At 71.2% G+C, this 17,291-nt stretch carries 13 protein-coding genes; 6 read left to right on the top strand and 7 right to left on the bottom strand.

The window, feature by feature from the left end:
• The first annotated feature begins 4 nt into the window (after positions 1-4).
• Positions 5-790 (top strand): lysozyme inhibitor LprI family protein, encoded by a 786-nt coding sequence (locus ACFIMZ_RS14950; protein ID WP_431822505.1) that lies wholly within the window; start codon positions 5-7, stop codon positions 788-790.
• A gap of 87 nt (positions 791-877) precedes the next feature.
• Here ACFIMZ_RS14950 and ACFIMZ_RS14945 read toward each other — a convergent pair whose 3' ends face one another.
• The 5 genes from ACFIMZ_RS14945 to ACFIMZ_RS14925 form a co-directional block, all read right to left on the bottom strand.
• The gene (locus ACFIMZ_RS14945; protein WP_431820184.1) at positions 878-1,558 is read right to left on the bottom strand and encodes an HAD family hydrolase; all 681 of its coding nucleotides are present in this window, start codon (positions 1,556-1,558) and stop codon (positions 878-880) included.
• A 104-nt stretch (positions 1,559-1,662) separates the two neighbouring features.
• Positions 1,663-3,072, bottom strand: a complete 1,410-nt coding sequence (argH, locus tag ACFIMZ_RS14940) for an argininosuccinate lyase (protein WP_431820183.1) — start codon at positions 3,070-3,072, stop codon at positions 1,663-1,665.
• 86 nt (positions 3,073-3,158) lie between these two features.
• Entirely contained in the window at positions 3,159-5,459 is a 2,301-nt protein-coding gene (locus ACFIMZ_RS14935; RefSeq protein ID WP_431822504.1) for a fimbria/pilus outer membrane usher protein, read from the bottom strand.
• Positions 5,460-5,544: 85 nt separating this feature from the next.
• Positions 5,545-6,249, bottom strand: a complete 705-nt coding sequence (locus ACFIMZ_RS14930; RefSeq protein WP_431822503.1) for a fimbrial biogenesis chaperone — start codon at positions 6,247-6,249, stop codon at positions 5,545-5,547.
• A gap of 12 nt (positions 6,250-6,261) precedes the next feature.
• On the bottom strand, positions 6,262-6,795 hold the full coding sequence (locus tag ACFIMZ_RS14925; RefSeq protein WP_431820182.1) for a Csu type fimbrial protein: 534 nt from the start codon (positions 6,793-6,795) through the stop codon (positions 6,262-6,264).
• Positions 6,796-7,071: 276 nt separating this feature from the next.
• Here ACFIMZ_RS14925 and ACFIMZ_RS14920 point away from each other — a divergent pair, with 276 nt between their 5' ends.
• Complete coding sequence (locus ACFIMZ_RS14920) at positions 7,072-8,067, top strand: Csu type fimbrial protein (RefSeq protein WP_431822502.1); 996 nt, start codon at positions 7,072-7,074, stop codon at positions 8,065-8,067.
• Positions 8,068-8,074: 7 nt separating this feature from the next.
• Here the strand turns inward: ACFIMZ_RS14920 and ACFIMZ_RS14915 are convergent, their stop codons facing one another.
• Entirely contained in the window at positions 8,075-8,884 is an 810-nt protein-coding gene (locus ACFIMZ_RS14915) for a helix-turn-helix transcriptional regulator (RefSeq protein ID WP_431820181.1), read from the bottom strand.
• A gap of 132 nt (positions 8,885-9,016) precedes the next feature.
• Here ACFIMZ_RS14915 and ACFIMZ_RS14910 point away from each other — a divergent pair, with 132 nt between their 5' ends.
• The gene (locus tag ACFIMZ_RS14910) at positions 9,017-9,769 is read left to right on the top strand and encodes a class I SAM-dependent methyltransferase (protein WP_431820180.1); all 753 of its coding nucleotides are present in this window, start codon (positions 9,017-9,019) and stop codon (positions 9,767-9,769) included.
• 91 nt (positions 9,770-9,860) lie between these two features.
• Here ACFIMZ_RS14910 and ppc read toward each other — a convergent pair whose 3' ends face one another.
• Positions 9,861-12,884 carry a phosphoenolpyruvate carboxylase gene (gene ppc, locus ACFIMZ_RS14905; RefSeq protein ID WP_431820179.1) on the bottom strand — a complete coding sequence of 1,008 codons (3,024 nt, stop codon included), beginning with the start codon at positions 12,882-12,884 and terminating at the stop codon, positions 9,861-9,863.
• A 189-nt stretch (positions 12,885-13,073) separates the two neighbouring features.
• Between ppc and hemC the strand changes: the two genes are divergently transcribed.
• Genes hemC through ACFIMZ_RS14890 form a run of 3 tightly spaced genes read left to right on the top strand, consistent with a single transcriptional unit; the run spans position 13,074 to position 17,226 of the window.
• Positions 13,074-14,060 carry a hydroxymethylbilane synthase gene (gene hemC, locus ACFIMZ_RS14900; protein ID WP_431820178.1) on the top strand — a complete coding sequence of 329 codons (987 nt, stop codon included), beginning with the start codon at positions 13,074-13,076 and terminating at the stop codon, positions 14,058-14,060.
• Positions 14,060-16,036 (top strand): fused uroporphyrinogen-III synthase HemD/membrane protein HemX, encoded by a 1,977-nt coding sequence (gene hemDX / locus ACFIMZ_RS14895; RefSeq protein WP_431820177.1) that lies wholly within the window; start codon positions 14,060-14,062, stop codon positions 16,034-16,036. Before hemC ends, hemDX begins: the two co-directional genes overlap by 1 nt.
• A gap of 2 nt (positions 16,037-16,038) precedes the next feature.
• Positions 16,039-17,226 carry a heme biosynthesis protein HemY gene (locus ACFIMZ_RS14890; RefSeq protein ID WP_431820176.1) on the top strand — a complete coding sequence of 396 codons (1,188 nt, stop codon included), beginning with the start codon at positions 16,039-16,041 and terminating at the stop codon, positions 17,224-17,226.
• Positions 17,227-17,291: the final 65 nt, after the last annotated feature.

The raw sequence follows: 17,291 nt of genomic DNA, 5'->3' as shown, positions 1-17,291 counted from the left end.
GACGATGCGCGCGGCCGCGGCCGCGCTCGTCGCCTGGGCGGCCTGGTCGGCGGGGTTGGGGGTGGCGCACGCGGAAGTCGCCGCGGCCGATCCGGTCGACGTCGCAATGCGGCAGTGCCTCGCGCAGCGCGACCGCTCGTCGACGGCCGGGCAGATCCAGTGCATGGGCGAAGCGCAGCAGCAGTGGCAGACGGTGATGGACGCCGCGTACACGCGCCTGCTGAACGACGCGCCCGCCGACGCGAAGCGCGGCTGGCAGGAGAGCCAGCGGCGCTGGCTCATGTGGCGCAAGGACGACGCGCATCTGCTGAAGGCCGTGTACGACACGACGCGCGGCACGATGTACACGATGGCGAGCGCCGACATGCAGCTGCAGCCGGTGCGCGAGCGCGCGCTCGCGCTGCGGGCGGCGGCCGATCGTTATGCGGCGCCGGCCGGCGGGCCGGGCGGGGCGGCGGCGAAGGCGGCCGACAATGGCGCGTCGAATGCAGCGACGAGCGGCCCGGCGAACACGCCCAGGAATGACGCGCGCGATCCGTTGCGCCGCATCCGGCCGTGCGAGCAGGACGCCGCGTGCGAGCACGCGCTGTTCGACCTGAACCGCTATTACCAGAAGCTGCGGCGCAAGATGCCCGCGCATTCGGCCGCGACGCTCGTGCATGCGCAGCGCGCGTGGGTCGCGTACCGCGACGCGACCGCGCCGCTCGTCGGCGAGGACGGGCGGATCGACCTGATCGGCGCGCGCATCGCGACGATGAAGCGTCTGTCCGAGACGGCCGGCAACAATTGACGGCCATGTGACGCATCGCGGCAAGAAAAGACGGGCACCGGGAGGTGCCCGTTTGCATTGCGGCGAAAGTTTGCTGCCGACGCGCGCCTACGTGCGCTGCGCGTCTTGCAGCCCGAACCACGCCGGCACGAGGGCGAGCGCGTCATCGAGCGACGCGAGCACGTGCAGGCTCAGCGTGACGATCTCCGGCGTGGGCGTCTTCAGGTCGGGCACGGTGACGACCGACGCGCCCGATCCGGCCGCGGCCTGCGCGCCGAAATCGCTGTCCTCGAACGCGATGCACGCATGGGCCGGCACGCCGAGCCGTTCGGCGGCGAGCCGGTAGACGGCCGGGTCGGGCTTGCCGCGCGCGACTTCGTCGCCGCCCGCGAGCGCGTGGAAGAACGGCAGCGCGCCGACTGCGTCGAGCCGCGCGCGGATCACGTCGCGCGCCGACGACGACGCGACCGCGCACGGGATGCCGGCCTGCGCGAGCGCGCTCAGGAGCGCGTGCGCGCCGGGCTTCAGCGGGAATTTCGGATGGGGTTCGGGCGCGGCGAGCTGTGCGCGCACGCGCGTGCGTACCGCGTCGAACGTGCCGGTGTCGCCGATGATGCCCGCGAGAATCGTCTGGCCTTCCGCGAACGAGCGGCCGACGATCTGCACATAGTCGGCGGCGGACAGCCCGACGCCGTGCGCGCGGGCGACGTCGATCCACGTGTTCATGATCGTCCGCTCGGAATCGATGAGCAGGCCGTCCATGTCGAAGATCGCGGCGGAAAACGTCATTGCTGAGGTCCGGAAGTCGGGGAGAGGGCGGGCGACGCACGCAGCGTGCGCGGCCCGCACCAACAAAAAACGGACGCCGCGGGGGCGTCCGTTCGCGGCGAAGCTTACTTGCCGAGCGCCGCGCGCGCGGCCTTCACCGCGGCGCGAACCTGGTCCGGCGCGGTGCCGCCCGGGTGGTTGCGGCTCGCGACCGAGCCTTCGAGCGTCAGGTAGCCGAACACGTCGTCGCCGATCAGGTGCGCGACGTTCGGCAGCTCCTGCTTCATCTCGTCGAGCGTCAGGTCGGCGAGGTCGATGCCGCGATCGTCGCAGATCCGCACCGCGTGCGCGACCGCCTCGTGCGCGTCGCGGAACGGCAGGCCGCGCTTCACGAGGTAGTCGGCGAGGTCGGTCGCGGTCGAGAAGCCCTGCAGCGCCGCCGCGCGCATCGCATCCGGCTTCACGGTGACGCCCGCGACCATCTCGGCGAAGATCCGCAGCGTGTCGGCGACGGTGTCGACCGTGTCGAACAGCGGTTCCTTGTCTTCCTGGTTGTCCTTGTTGTACGCGAGCGGCTGGCCCTTCATCAGCGTGAGGAGCGCCATCAGGTGGCCGTTCACGCGGCCGGTCTTGCCGCGCGCGAGCTCGGGCACGTCCGGGTTCTTCTTCTGCGGCATGATCGAGCTGCCGGTGCAGAAGCGGTCGGCGATGTCGATGAAGCCGACACGCGGGCTCATCCACAGCACGAGCTCTTCCGAGAAGCGCGACACGTGCGTCATCACGAGCGCGGCCGCGGCCGTGAATTCGATCGCGAAGTCGCGATCCGACACCGCGTCGAGCGAGTTCGCGCAGATGCCGTCGAAGCCGAGCGTCTTCGCGACCGCGTGACGGTCGATCGGGTAGCTCGTGCCCGCGAGCGCGGCCGCGCCGAGCGGCAGGCGGTTCACGCGGGTGCGGCAGTCGCGCATGCGCTCCGCGTCGCGCGAGAACATCTCGACGTACGCGAGCAGGTGGTGGCCGAACGTGACCGGCTGCGCGACCTGCAGGTGCGTGAAGCCGGGCATGATCGTGTCGGCGTTCTGCTCGGCGAGGTCGATCAGCGCGCTGCGCAGGTCGCCCAGCAGGCCGCCGATGCGGTCGATCTCGCCGCGCAGCCACAGGCGGATGTCGGTCGCGACCTGGTCGTTGCGCGAGCGGCCCGTGTGCAGGCGCTTGCCGGCGTCGCCGATCAGCGCGGTCAGGCGCGCCTCGATGTTCAGGTGGACGTCCTCGAGGTCGAGCTGCCATTCGAATTCGCCGCGCTCGATCTCGCCCTGGATCTGCGCCATCCCGCGTTCGATCGCCGCCAGGTCGTCGGCGCTGATGATCTTCTGCGCCGCGAGCATCTTCGCGTGCGCGAGCGAGCCGGCGATGTCGACGAGCGCGAGGCGCTTGTCGAAAAACACCGACGACGTGTAGCGCTTGACCAGCTCGGACATCGGTTCCGAGAAGCGGGCCGACCAGGCCTCGCCCTTTTTGTGCAGTTGGGACGTCATGGCGAATCTTCGAAGGGTGTTGGGCGGCGTGCGCCGCGAGGGAATCGGGGAATTCTAGCATTCGCGGCCGCGCGACCGGGCGGGCGTCAGCGCAGCGCGCAGGTCAGCGGGCCGATGCGCGGCAGCGTGCCGTCGTCCGGGCGCCGGTACGCGAATTCGACGCTGCAGCGGCGTCCGTCGCTGCCAATCTCCAGATGATTGTCGGCGGCGAGGCCGTCGACGAACGTGAGGCCGTCGTAGCCGACGATCGTGCGCTGCCCGCTTTCGACGTGCACGACTTCGAGGCCGGGCGGCAGCGGCGCGCCGTCGGGCGTGCGCAGCGCAATCGACGCGGCGCGGTAGCGCGTGACCGGAAACCGCGCGAGCACGCCGGAGCGGGCCTGCGGCACGACGTCGAGCGTCGTGCCCGCGAGGCGCGCGTCGGCCGGCAGCGTCGTGCCGTCGATCCCGACGCGGTTGTTCTGGTACGCGTTGAGGTCGGGCACCAGCAGATAGCCGGCGCGATCGGTTTCGCCGATGAGCCGGTTCTGGTGCACCACCGGCACGCGCCCCGCGTCGGTCGACACGAGCACGAAGCCGTCGTCGATGCGGCGCGCCGTCATCAGCCGGCCGTTCATCAGCACGAGCGCGCCGGCGACGTCGACCGCCGCATTGCGCTCGCCGGCGAACGACTGCCCGAGCAGCGTGACCTGGCCCGAGCGGCCGAGGTACTGCAGTTGCCCCTGGCCGTAGCGCATCCCGCCGTTCCCGCCTGCCTGCACGTTCCAGCCGAAGCCGCCGTCGTAGTCGGGCGCGCGCGACGCGTTGACCGCGTAGCTCGACTTGCCGTTCTGCCGGCCGGCGCTAGCGGCGATCGACGTGTTGTCGCCGAGGCCGATGCTCAGGCTGACGAAGAAGCCGCGCGCGTCGCGCTGCCGGAAGTCCTGGAATGCGCTGACGGTCATCGACGCGCGCCACCCGAAGTTCACCGACCACGCAGCCGAACCGATCCGCGACGCGCGGGCGCCCGGATACTTGAGGCCGAGATAGCTGAACGACAGCGTCTGCGCGTGGAGGAACGGCAACGACACCGTGACGCGGTCGCTCGCGGTCGCCACCGGCACGCCCTCCCGGGAGCCGAGGTCGCCGTAGCCGCCGAACGCGCGCAGCGTCTGCGCGTCGATCGAGTAGCGCGGCGTCACGTACTGGTAGCCGAGGCCCGCCTGCGCGCCGGCGAAGCGGCCCGCGCCGACGGCCAGCGACGCGTTCGCGACGCCCGCGTTGCCGATGCGCGCGAGCACGCCCGCGCCGGCGTTGTAGACGCCGCTCGTCACTTCGGCGTGCGCTTCGGCGGTCAGCCGCTCGTCGATCCCGTAGCGCAGCGATCCGCTCGCGGCCGGCGTGCGCGCGTAGTCGAACGTGTCGACGCCATACGCGCGGCGCAGGAAGCCCGCTTCCGCCGAATAGCTCGCGAGGCCGGGCGCGAGCAGGCGCGTGTCGACGTACAGCGGGATCGACGTGGTGATCGTGCGGCCGAGCGCGTCGCGCGTGATCACGGTCGCGTTGCCGGCGCCGGTGATGCCCGGCACGCTGTTGATCACGAACGGGCCGCTCGGGACGGCGCCGCTGAACTGGCGGACGTTGTTTACGTACAGGTCGACCGCCGACGGCACGACCGCGCTGCCGGACAGCGCCGGCACCGGGAAGGTCACGAGGTCGGGGCGCAGCCCGAAGTTGCTGCGCCACTGCACGCCGCCGAGACGCAGCGAACGGGTCCACGACAGCGACGACGAGATGGTGTCGCCGATCTGCGTCGTCGCGAGCGCGCGCGGGTCGGACATCGTCCAGGACGTGTCGTAGCGCACGTAGCGCTGCCGGTCGCGGTACAGGTACGCGATGCCGGTGTTGCTGAACACGCCCGCCGGATCGAAGTAGCGCGCCTCGCTCCAGATCGCGAGCGGCGCGTGCGCAGCGGTCTGCGCGTACGCATCGTAGTTCAGCACGATGCCGCGCCCGGACGCGGCCGGTGGCGTGGCGGCGAGCGCGCGCGTGTCGAACGTGTGCGGAATGCGCAGTGCGTCGGGCACCCGCAGGTCGATCGTCTGGCGGCCGGGGTCGTAGTCGTAGTGCACACCCTCGAGCGTGTCGAGCGCGACCAGTGCGTTCGACGGCGCGTGCGCGCGGTCGCCGGCCGCGATGCCGAGGTCGTTCAGGTCGGCCGACGCCGCGAACAGGCGTCCGTCGACCAGCTGGAAGCGCGCGATCCGGCGGGTCGGTTCGCCGTTGATCGACACGTCGAGATACAGCGCGCCGGGCGCCGGGGCGACGGGTGGCGGCACGGGCGCCGGTGCCGCGCAGGCGGCGTGCGGCCCGAGCGCGACGACGGCCGACGCCGCGGCGGCCAGCAGCGCATGTCGCCCGCAGGGCGTCGGTCGGTCGGCGGATCGCGTCGTCGGCACGCGCAACGTGAAGGGAGGGAGGCCGGCGCCCGGTTCAAGGCGGCGTGAGCCGCGCCTCGACCGGTTGCGCGTTGACGGTCGCCCGGACCTTCACGAACGGCGCCTTGCGCGTCTCGAGCTCGAGCGGCCAGCGTCGCACGCTGCCGGCCAGCGCGTAGCCGAGCAGCCCGCGCGCGACTTCGTGCGCATTGCCTTGCGCATCGACGAGCCGCACCGCGGAGATCTGCGCGCGCCGGCCGCCGAGATTCGCGACCGACAGCCGCCAGCCCCGCGGGTCGGATTCGACGCGCCAGTCGAGCCGCGGCGGCGCGGGTGTCCTGTCCGGCTCGACGAACACGGGAACCGAGTAGCGCAGGCGCAGCGTGATGCCGTTCGCCACCGGCGTGCCGGGCGCGGGCAGCTCGTCGATCAGCACGCGAAAGCTCTCCTCGGCGGCCGGCGCCGCGCGCGTCGTGCGCACGAGGCGGATCAATTGCTCGGCGTTCGCGCCGATCTGCAGCAGCGGCGGCGACGCGGCGAGCGAATCGGTCGGCGTCAGCACGTCTTCGCCGTTTTCCTGGGTCCAGCGGAACGTGCGGACCTGGCCGTAGATCGGCTGCGCGCCCGAGTTGCTGAGCGTGACGCCGGCGGCCGCCACCGACGGCGCCAGTTCGAGCGTCACCGGCGAAATCTGCAGCGTCGCCGCCGACGCGGCTGCGCAGGACGCGGCGCACAGCGCGGCGAAAAGACGTAGGCGGATCGCCACGACGCGTCAGAAATAGACGGTCGCGGTGACGGTGGCCTGATAGGTGTCCGGCTTCGGCGTGGTTTGGGTCTGCACCTGGCCGTATACGTTCACCGTCTGGGCGGACCCGGTGCCGGTGCCGCCGACGGTGTCGGTGCCTTGTGTGTTCCCCCAGATCGTCGTATGGCCGGAGTCCTGGTAGAGCTGGAAGCCGAGCGTCGTGCTCGTGTTGCCGCTGGCCGTGCCGGCCAGCAGCCGCGCGGAGACCGTCGAGCCGCTGACGCCGCCTGCGTCGAGCCCGACGTTGTACGGCGTCGAGTTCGAGCAGGTGATGGACAGCGTGGTCTGCTGGTTGATCGCCGACGTCAGCACGCCGCTGGTGCCGAATGCCAGCGGGTTCGCAGAAACCGAGCAGTTTGCCTGGATCGTCAGCGTGACGTTGAACTGCGCGGTGGCGGTGCCGTTCGAGTAGGTGGCGGCGACGACGGGGCGCCATGCCGGCGTGATGGCGAGGGTGGCCGCGAAGGCAGCCGAAAGTCCGCGACGTGTGGTGGCATTCATTGTGATTGTCTCCAGCCGTTCAGGGAGTGTCGCCCGGCTCGCGGTGCCCGACCCGCGTGATGCGCCGCCGATGCGACGGAACCGCACATTCGTCTGACAGAACTAGACTACTCTACGTATTTGGTTGCATGCAATGGTAGAAGTGCTGTCACGGCTTGCATTATTTGGGGGTGTTGCGGGTCGACGGGTTGATTTGGATCAAGCACCGACACGGCAGACGGGCCGGCGGCGGTTTCGGCGGGCGGTCATGCCGGAGGTCTTTTGACAGGGAAAACCATGACGGACGAGCGGATCGGGCGGGCGCACCGGCGCCTGCGCTGGGTGGCGTGCTGGCTGCTGGCCGCGGTGCTGGGCGCGCCGTGGCTGTCCGCGCGCGCGGACAGCTGCTCGGTGAGCGCGCCGACGACGAGCTTCGGGTCGGTCAGCCCGATTACCCAGCTCGCGTACCCGACGACCAGCACGGTGAGCGTGACGTGCACGTGGGATACGGTCAGCCTCAATACGACCGCGCTCGTCTGCCTGAACCTCACCGGGACCCCGCGCGCACTGACCAACGGGGCGAACCAGATGCAGTACGACCTGTACCAGGATGCGGGCTATACGCAGTCCTGGGGCGCGGTCGCCAGCGGCACGACGCCGATGTCGGTCACGCTGACGAGGCCGGGGGTCGGCACGACCGCGAACGCGAACCTGACCGTCTACGGCCGCGTCGCGTCGAACCAGCCGACGGTGCCGACCGTCAACAACAGCAGCACGGTCTACTCGCAGACGTTCGCCGGGAACGAGGCGTCGTACAGCTACAACTTCGCGGTGCTCGGCATCCAGCTGGTGCCGTGCACGTCGCAGGCGTCGGCCGGCACGTTCTCGTATGCGGCGAACGCGACCGTCGTGAACAATTGCTTCATCAGTGCGACGAATGTTGCATTTCCCGCATCGGGCGTGCTGGCGTCGCCGCTGGTGGCGACCGGCTCGATCAGCGCGCAGTGCACGAACGGCGATGCGTACCAGATCGCGCTGAACGGCGGCGGCAGCGGCAATGTCGCCGCACGCACGATGCAGCGCTCGGGCGGCGGGGGCGCGGTCGGCTATCAGCTCTACCAGGACGCCGGCCATTCGACGCCGTGGGGCGACGGCACCGGTGGCACGTCGATGGCGACGGGGACCGGCAGCGGGCTCGCGCAGGCGGTCACGGTCTACGGTCGCGTGCCCGCGCAGAATACGCCCGCGCCGGGCAGCTACAGCGACACGATCACCGCGACGATCAGCTTCTGATCCGCCGTCACTCGCGCACCAGCACGACGAGCTTCAGGTCCTCGCGATGCGCGGGCTTCAGCGTGATCTGCTGGTAGACGAGCCGCCCGTCGGCCGGGTGGTCGAATGCGCGCTGGCCGCCTTCGCGCTCGAACACGTCCTGCGACGCCCAGTACTGCGCGAATGCGTCGCTGCCGGCCGTCAGCGCGTCGATCAGCGCGCGCGTCGGCACGTCGTTCAGGTGGCGGATCGAGTCGGCGCGGAATTCGGCGGCGAGCCGGCGCGCGCGGGTCTCCCAGTCGACGATCAGCGTGCGCGCGGCCGCCGACATGAACACGAAGCGCAGCAGGTTGCGGTCGTGGCCGCCGTCGAGCCAGCCGGTGAACAGCGCGGCGGCGGGCGGGTTCCACGCGAGCGCGTTCCATTGGCGGTCGAGCACATATGCGGGCGTCGCGATCGCGGCGACGGTCGCGGCGAGCGTCGGCGGCAGGTCGCCGGCGGCGACGTCCGGCTCGGCCGGGTCGCGCTGCGCGGCCAGTTCGAACAGGTACGCGCGCTCGGCCCGCGACAGCTGCAGCGCGACCGCGATCCGCGCGAGCGCGTCGGCCGACGCGGACACCGGGCGGCCCTGTTCGATCCACGTGTACCAGGTCGGGCTGACGCCGCACAGCTGCGCGACTTCCTCGCGCCGCAGCCCCGGCGTGCGGCGGCGCGGGCCGGGCGGCAGGCCGACCGCCTGCGGCGACAGGCGCTCGCGGTGCGCGCGGATGAAGTCGCCCAGCGCGCGGGCGGGCGTCGCGTCGAGCGGCGGGGTGGGGGCGGCGGGCGGAAGACTCATGCGAAATCGTCAGGCGGGTGGATCGAATACCAGAATAACTGCTCAACTTGTACTGGTACATGGGCGGGCCTATTGTAGCGGCTCACGCGTCTGCCCGCATCGGCGCGGACGGTTCCCATCAAGGAGAGTGCGATGAAACATCACGACCAGGTTGCCGACGCGTTCGGCTCGACTGCCGCCGCCTATCTGACGAGCGCGGTCCATGCGACCGGCGCCGACCTGCAGGCGCTTGCCGACGCGGTGCGGGCGACGCCGGACGCCGCGGTGCTCGACCTGGGCTGCGGCGCGGGCCACGCGAGCTTCGCGGTCGCGCCGCACGCGCGCGAAGTGGTCGCGTACGACCTGGCGCCGCAGATGCTCGCGACCGTTGACGCGGCGGCGGGCGAGCGCGGCTTCGCGAACATCCGCACCTGCCACGGGCCGGCCGAGCGGCTGCCGTTCGACGCGGCGACGTTCGACTGGGTCGTGAGCCGGATGAGCGCGCATCACTGGCACGACGTGCCCGCGGCGCTCGCCGAGGCGCGCCGGGTGCTGAAGCCGGGCGGCCGCGTACTGATGATCGACATCGCCGGCCCCGGCCATCCGCTGCTCGACACCTATCTGCAGGCATTGGAAGTGCTGCGCGACGCGTCGCACGTACGCAACTACCGGGCCGACGAATGGCTCGCGATGTTCCGCGGCGCGGGCTTCGACGCGCAGGTGGCGAGCCGCTGGCGCCTGCCGATCGAGTTCGATTCGTGGGTCGCGCGGATGCGCACGCCGGCCGACAGCGTGACCGGCATCCGCGCGCTGTGGGCGCACGCGCCGGACGAGGTGCGCAGCCATTACGCGGTGCAGCCGGACGGCTCGTTCGAGCACGATGCGCTGCTGATCGACGCGCGCTGAAACGAAACGGCCGCGACGCCCGGCAAGGCGTGTCGCGGCCGCTGTGCGTGCTGCGTGGCGCGTGCGTCGCACGCGCTCGCGCTCGCGCGGATCAGCCCGTGTTGCGCAGGCCGGCCGCGATCCCGTTGATGGTCAGGTGAATCCCGCGCCGCAGCCGCGCGTTGGTGTCGCCCGCGCGGTGCCGCTTGATCAGCTCGACCTGCAGGTGGTTGAGCGGATCGAGATACGGGAAGCGGTTCTTGATCGACCGCGCGAGCAGCGGGTTCGTTGCGAGCCGCGTGTCCTGGCCGGTGATCTCGGCCAGCGCCTGCGACGTGCGCTCCCACTCGGCGACGATCCGCTCGAACACGTGCTTGCGCAGCTTCTTGTCGGCGACGAGCTGCGCGTAGCGCGACGCGACCGCGAGATCGGTCTTCGCGAGCACCATGTCCATGTTCGACAGCAGGTTCGAGAAGAACGGCCAGGTCTTGTTCATCTTCTTCAGCAGCGCGAGGCGCTTGCCGCGCTCGGCATCGTCCTGCGCGCCGTCGAGGTACGCGGCGACCGCGCTGCCGAAGCCGTACCAGCCGGTCAGCAGCAGCCGGCACTGGCCCCACGAGAAGCCCCACGGAATCGCGCGCAGGTCCTCGATCCGGCGCTGCTTCGGGTCCTGCAGCTTGCGCGACGCGGGACGGCTGCCGATGTTCAGCTCGGCGATCTCGGTGATCGGCGTCGACGAGAAGAAGTAGTCGGTGAAGCCGGGCGTCTCGTAGACGAGCGCGCGGTACGCGGCCATCGCGGTGTCGGACAGCGTCTGCATCGCCGTCTCGAACGCGGGCAGCTGCGCGGGCGCGTTCGACTGCGGCAGCAGCGACGCCTCGAGCGTCGCGGCGACGACCGTCTCCAGGTTGCGGCGGCCGATTTCCGGGTTAGCGAACTTGCTGGCGATCACCTCGCCCTGCTCGGTCAGGCGGATCTGGCCGTTCACGGTGCCGGGCGGCTGCGACAGGATCGCCTGGTAGGTCGGGCCGCCGCCGCGGCCGACCGTGCCGCCGCGGCCGTGGAACAGGCGCAGCGTGATGCCGCGCTCGTGGAACAGGTCGACGAGCGCGAGCTCCGCGCGGTACAGCTCCCAGTTCGACGTGAGGAAGCCGCCGTCCTTGTTGCTGTCCGAGTAGCCGAGCATCACTTCCTGCTCGCCGCCCTGGTGCGCGACCAGCGCGTCGACGCCCGGCAGCGCGAAGTACTCGCGCATGATCCGCGACGCGTCGCGCAGGTCGGGGATCGTCTCGAACAGCGGGATCACCATCAGGCCGTTCTTCGCGCCGCCGTGCTTCGCGCCGAACGCGCCGTCGAGCAGGCCGGTTTCCTTCTGCAGCAGCAGCACCTCGACGAGGTCGCTGACCGTCTCGGTATGCGAAATGATGTAGTTGCGAACCGCGCGCGGGCCGAACTGCGCGCGCACCGCGCGCGCCTTCTCGAACACGCCGAGCTCGCTTTGCGCGAGCGCCGAGTATTCGAAGTATGGCGAGCGCAGCGGGCGGGGATCGGCGAGCGCGGCGAGCAGCGCGATCAGCTTGTCGTCCTCGGACAGCGCCGCGTAGTCGGCCACGACGCCCGCGCGCGCGAACAGCTCGGCGACGACCGCCTCGTGGATGTCGGAGCTCTGCCGCAGGTCGATGCTCGCGAGGTGAAAGCCGAACACCTCGGCCGCGCGCGCGAGCGGCGCTAGGCGTGGCGCGGCGAGCGACGTGCCGTGATGCTCGTCGAGCGATTCCATCAGCACCTTCAGGTCGCGGACGAATTCCTCGGAATCGGCGTACGGCGTCGCGCGCACGGGCGCCGCGCCACGCCCGGCGCTGCGCACCGGCACCGTGCCTTCGCCGAGGCGCACGCGCGCGCTTGCCGCGAGCCGCGTGTAGATGCCGATCAGAGCGCGGCGGTATGGCTCGTCGACGCGGTGCGGCGACTGGTCCGGCGATGCGGCGGCGAGCGCCTTCACCGCGTCGTTCGCGCCGACCAGCAGGTTCGACACCGACAGCTCGGCGCCGAGCTTGTGCACCTGTTCCAGGTAGTGCTCGAGGATCACCGCGGACTGGCGGTGGATCGCCTCGTCGAGCGTCGTGGCGGTCACGTTCGGGTTGCCGTCGCGGTCGCCGCCGATCCAGCTGCCCATCTGGAAGAACGCCGGCACGCGGGCGGGCAGGCCGTGCTCGGCGAGCGCGGCCTCGATGTCGCCGTACAGCGCGGGCAGCTCGTCGAGGAACGTCGCGCGGTAGTACGACAGCGCGTTCTCGATCTCGTCGCCGACGGTCAGGCGCGCGTCGCGCAGCATCCGCGTCTGCCACAGCGCGGTCACGCGCGCGCGCAGCATCGACTCGTTGTACTGGCGCTCGCGCGCGGTCAGCTCCTGGTCGCGCTCGGCGAGCAGCCTCGCGATGTCGTGCTGCGCGTCGAGGATGCTCTTGCGCTGCACCTCGGTCGGGTGCGCGGTGAGCACGGGCACGATCAGCGCGTCGTCGAAGAAGCGCTGCAGCACGCCCTTCGACGCGCCGCCCGCCTGTTTCAGCTGGTCGAGCGCGTACGCGACGGTGCCCGGCTGCGGCGCGGAGCCCGCGAGCGCGTGGATGCGGCGGCGGCGGTTGTGGTGGCGGTCCTCGGCGATGTTCGCGAGGTGCGAGAAATAGCTGAACGCGCGCACGACGCTCACCGTCTGCTCGGGCGTCAGCTTGCGCAGTTTCTTCTCGAGCGTCTGCGCGGCGTCGCGGTCGTCCTCGCGGCGGAATTTCACCGCGGTCTGGCGGATCGTCTCGACGACGTCGAACACCGCGTCGCCTTCCTGCTCGCGCACGACGTCGCCGAGCAGGCGGCCGAGGAAGCGGATGTCCTCGAACAGCGGGCGGTCCTTGTCCTCGCGGGTGCGGGCGCCCGGCTTCGCGGCGACGGCGGCCGCGCCGTTCGCGGCGGGCTTGGCCGCGCGTTTCGTCTGTCGTATCGGGTCTTTCGGTTTCGTTGCCGGCTGGGTTGCCGATTTCGCACGACCGTTCGCTGCGGCGGCGATGGAGCCCGTCTGGGCGTCGGAGGAGGGCAAGGCAGCATTGCGGCGCGCCGCGCGCGCCGATCCGGAAGACTTCACGATGGGTTTCCTTGGGAAAGCTCGAGTGAAAGGGAACTGCGATCCAGCGACTGCGACTACTGCGGCACTTCCGCGCATCCGCGCCGCGGCCCGTGCCAGGCGGCGGCGGGCCGGCTCCGCGCCCGGGCGGGCGTGGGCGTGCGTGCTACCATTGTTCGATCTTCAATCCCGTTCTTCGATGTTCCTGCAATGAATTCCGAGACTCTTTCGGCACAGCCGCCCGCGACATTGACGATTGCTTCGCGCGAGAGCCGCCTGGCGATGTGGCAAGCCGAACATGTGCGTGATGCGCTGCGCAAATTATATCCAGCTTGCGACGTGAAAATCCTCGGGATGACGACCCGCGGCGATCAAATCCTCGACCGGACGCTGTCGAAGGTCGGCGGCAAGGGGCTGTTCGTCAAGGAACTCGAGAACGCGCTCGCGGACGGCCGCGCCGACCTCGCCGTGCATTCGCTGAAGGACGTGCCGATGGCGCTGCCCGACGGCTTCTCGCTCGCGGCGATCCTGAACCGCGAAGACCCGCGCGACGCGTTCGTGTCGAACGACTACGCGTCGCTCGACGCACTGCCGGCCGGCGCCGTCGTCGGCACGTCCAGCCTGCGCCGCGAGGCGATGCTGCGCGCGCGCTACCCGCACCTGCAGGTGCAGCCGCTGCGCGGCAACCTCGACACGCGCCTTTCGAAGCTCGACCGCGGCGACTACGCGGCGATCATTCTCGCGGCGGCCGGGCTCAAGCGCCTCGGCCTCGACGCGCGGATCCGCGCGCTCATCGGCGTCGACGACAGCCCGCCCGCGGCGGGCCAGGGCGCGCTCGGCATCGAGATCGCATCGCACCGGGCGGACGTCGCCGCGTGGCTCGCGCCGCTGCACGACCACGCGACCGCGCTGGCGGTCGAGGCCGAGCGGATGGTGTCGCGCGCGCTCGGCGGCAGCTGCGAGGTGCCGCTCGCCGCGCATGCGGTGTGGCGCGCGGGCGAGCTGTACCTGACGGGCCGCGTGTCGACGACCGACGGCAAGCGCGTGTTGACGTCCGAGGAATGCGCTTCGGTGATGACCGTCGCCGACGCGCTCGCGCTCGGCCGCGCGGTCGCCGACGAGCTCGAGGCGCAGGGCGCGCTCGACATCGTCCACGCGTTGCTTGCCGGCTCGCAGGCCGGCAAGGGCGACGCCTGATGGCGGGCGGCGCACGCGCGTTCACCGCCGTCCTGACGCGCCCGGACGGCCAGTCCGCCGGGCTCGCGGCGCAACTGGCCCAGGCCGGTTGCGACGTCCTCGATTTCCCGCTGATCGACATCGCGCCGCTCGACGATCCGGCGCCGCTCGACGCCGCGTTCGCGGCGCTGGCCGACTATGCGCTCGTGATCTTCGTGTCGCCGAACGCGATCGACCGCGCGCTCGCGCAGTACGGCGCGATCTGGCCGAACGCGCTGCCGGTCGGCGTCGTCGGGCCGGGCAGCGTCGCCGCGCTCGAACGTCACGGCATCGCGGCGCCCGCATACCGGGTGATCGCACCGCAGGCGCCCGCCGACGGCGGCGCGCCGCATTACGATTCCGAAAGCCTGTTCGCGTGCATCGAAGCCGCGTTCGGCGGCGCGGCCGCGCTCGCCGGCCGGCGCGTGCTGATCGTGCGCGGCGACGGCGGCCGCGAATGGCTCGCCGACCGGCTGCGCGACGCGGGCGCGGACGTTCACCTCGTCGCCGCGTATCGGCGCGTCGTGCCGGAGCCGCGCATCGGCGCGTGGGAGCGCGTGCATGCGCTGCTCGGCGGCGAGCCGCACGCGTGGCTCGTCACGAGCTCGGAAGGCGTGCGCAACCTGCACGAGCTCGCGCAGGCGCATCTCACCGAGGCGGAGATCGACGCGCTGAAGCACGCGCCGCTCGTGACGCCGCACCCGCGGATCGAGCAGACCGCGCGCGCATTGGGTTTTGATAGGATTACGCTGACCGGCGCGGGCGATGAGCGCATCGTCCGCGCGTTTCGATCGATGGCCGACGAGGCCGTCCAACCGGCGACAGCCGCACCGGTGACTAAACGCATGACAGATACCAACGATTCCAAAAGCGTCGCTTCCCAGCCGGCCGCTGCATCCGCAACGCCGTCCAGTCCGCCTTACCTGTCGCCCGAGCCGACCGCGCGCCGGGGCGGCAGCGCGTTCCTGTGGCTCGTCGTCGTCGTGCTTGGCTGCGCGGCGGGCGTCGGCGGCTATGCGCTGAACCGCAAGGTCGACCGGCTCGACGCCACGCTGGCGGCGCGCCAGAAGACGCTCGACGCGCAGGCCGCCGAGACGCGCACGAAGACCGAGCAGGCGCTCGCGAGCGCGCACCAGGTCGATACGCAGCTCGCGCAGCTCGACGGCAAGCTCGCCGATGCGCAGAACGCGCAGCAGGCGCTGCAGCAGCAATACCAGGATCTCGCGCGCAACCGCGACGCGTGGATGTTCGAGGAAGTCGACCAGATGCTGTCGAGCGCGAGCCAGCAACTGCAGCTGACGGGCAACACGCAGCTCGCGCTGATCGCGCTGCAGAACGCCGATGCGCGCCTCGCGAGCTCGCAGAGCGCGCAGGCCGTCACGGTGCGCAAGGCGCTCGCGCAGGACATCGAGAAGCTGAAGGCCGCGCCGTCGGCGGATCTCACGGGCCTCGCGATCAGGCTCGACGACGCGATCGCGAAGATCGACGCGCTGCCGCTCGCCGGCGAGGCGATCGTGCCGCATGCGGCGCCGAAGGCAGATACGGCGGCCGACGTCGCGAAGACGGCCGCCGCGACCGGCGAGCCGCGCTGGAAGGTCTGGTGGCACGGCTTCTCGGCCGGCATCGGCGAGCAGCTGAAGGGTCTCGTGCAGGTGCGCCGGATCGACAACGCCGACGCGATGCTCGCGTCGCCCGACCAGGGCTACTTCGTGCGCGAGAACGTGAAGCTGCGCCTCTTGACCGCCCGGCTGTCGCTGCTCGCGCGCAACGACGCCGCGATGAAGGCGGACCTGCACGCGGCGCAAGCGTCGCTCGCGAAGTACTTCGACCGGGCGGCGAAGGACACGCAGACCGTCGAGGATCTGCTCAAGCAGGTCGACGGCGCGTCGCTGACGGTCGCGGTGCCGAACCTGAACACGAGCCTGAACGCCGTTCAGCAGTTCAAGAGCCGGGGGTAACGATGACGCTTCGAGGAATCGTTTGGCTCGCGGTCCTGTTCGCGATCGCCGCGGCGCTCGCCACCGTCGGCCGCTTCGATACCGGCCAGGTGCTGCTCGTCTATCCGCCGTACCGGGTCGACCTGTCGCTGAACCTGTTCGTGGTCGGCATCGTCGTGCTGTTCATCGTCGTCTACGCGCTGATGCGCATCGTGCGCAACATCTGGCGCATGCCGCAGCGGGTCGCCGCGTATCGCGCCCGCGCGCGCAACGAGAAGGCGCAGGCGTCGCTGCGCGACGCGATCGCGAACCTGTACGCGGGCCGCTTCTCGCGCGCCGAGAAGGCCGCGCGCGACGCGCTGTCGATCGACGCGAACCAGGGCGCGGCGAGCCTCGTCGCGGCCACCGCCGCGCACCGGATGCATGAATACGCGCGCCGCGACGACTGGCTGTCGAAGGTCGGCGCGCCGGAGTGGCAGGACGCGCGCCTGCTCGCGGCGGCCGACATGCGCGCCGACGCGCACGACGCCGACGGCGCGCTCGCCGCGCTGTCCGAGATGCAGGCGGGCGGCAAGCGCATCCACGCGCAGCAGGTCGCGCTGCGCGCGCAGCAGCAGCTGAAGAACTGGGCCGAGGTGCTGAAGCTCGCGAAGGCGCTGGAGAAGCGCGAGGCGCTGCATCCTGCCGCGGCGGTGCGGCTGCGCCAGCAGGCGGCCGAGAACCTGCTGCGCGAGCGCCGTCACGATCCGGACGCGCTGCTCGAGGTGTGGCAGTCGCTGTCGACGGCGGAGCGGCAGTCGCCGCGTCTCGCCGATCTCGCGGCGGACCTGCTCGTGTCGCTCGAACGCCGGCCGGAAGCGCGCCGCATCGTCGAGGACGCGCTCGCGCACAACTGGGATGCGCGCCTGCTGCGCCGCTACCCGGACACCGCCGGCGCGGACGCGCTGCCGCTGATCCAGAAGGCGGAAGGGTGGAAGAAGGATCACCCGGACGACGCGGACCTGCTGTTCGCGCTCGGCCGCCTGTGCCAGCAGCAGCAGCTGTGGGGCAAGGCGCAGTCGTTCCTCGAGTCGGCGCTCAAGCTTGCCGACAACGAGGCGCTCAGGGTGCGCACGCATCGCGCGCTCGCACGCCTGTTCGAGCACCTCGGCGAAACCGACAAGGCAGCGAAGCACTACCGCGAAAGCGCGCTCGCGATCACCGTGGTCTGACGCGCGGCCGCGCCGCGCGTACGAAAAACCCCGAACACCGGCAGGAGTTCGGGGTTTTTTCATGG

Source organism: Burkholderia sp. F1, assembly GCF_050813845.1.
In the GTDB taxonomy this organism is placed as follows: Bacteria; Pseudomonadota; Gammaproteobacteria; order Burkholderiales; family Burkholderiaceae; genus Burkholderia; species Burkholderia ubonensis.
The sequence above is the reverse complement of the archived record's forward strand: the minus strand, read 5'-3'. Positions and strand labels throughout refer to the sequence as shown.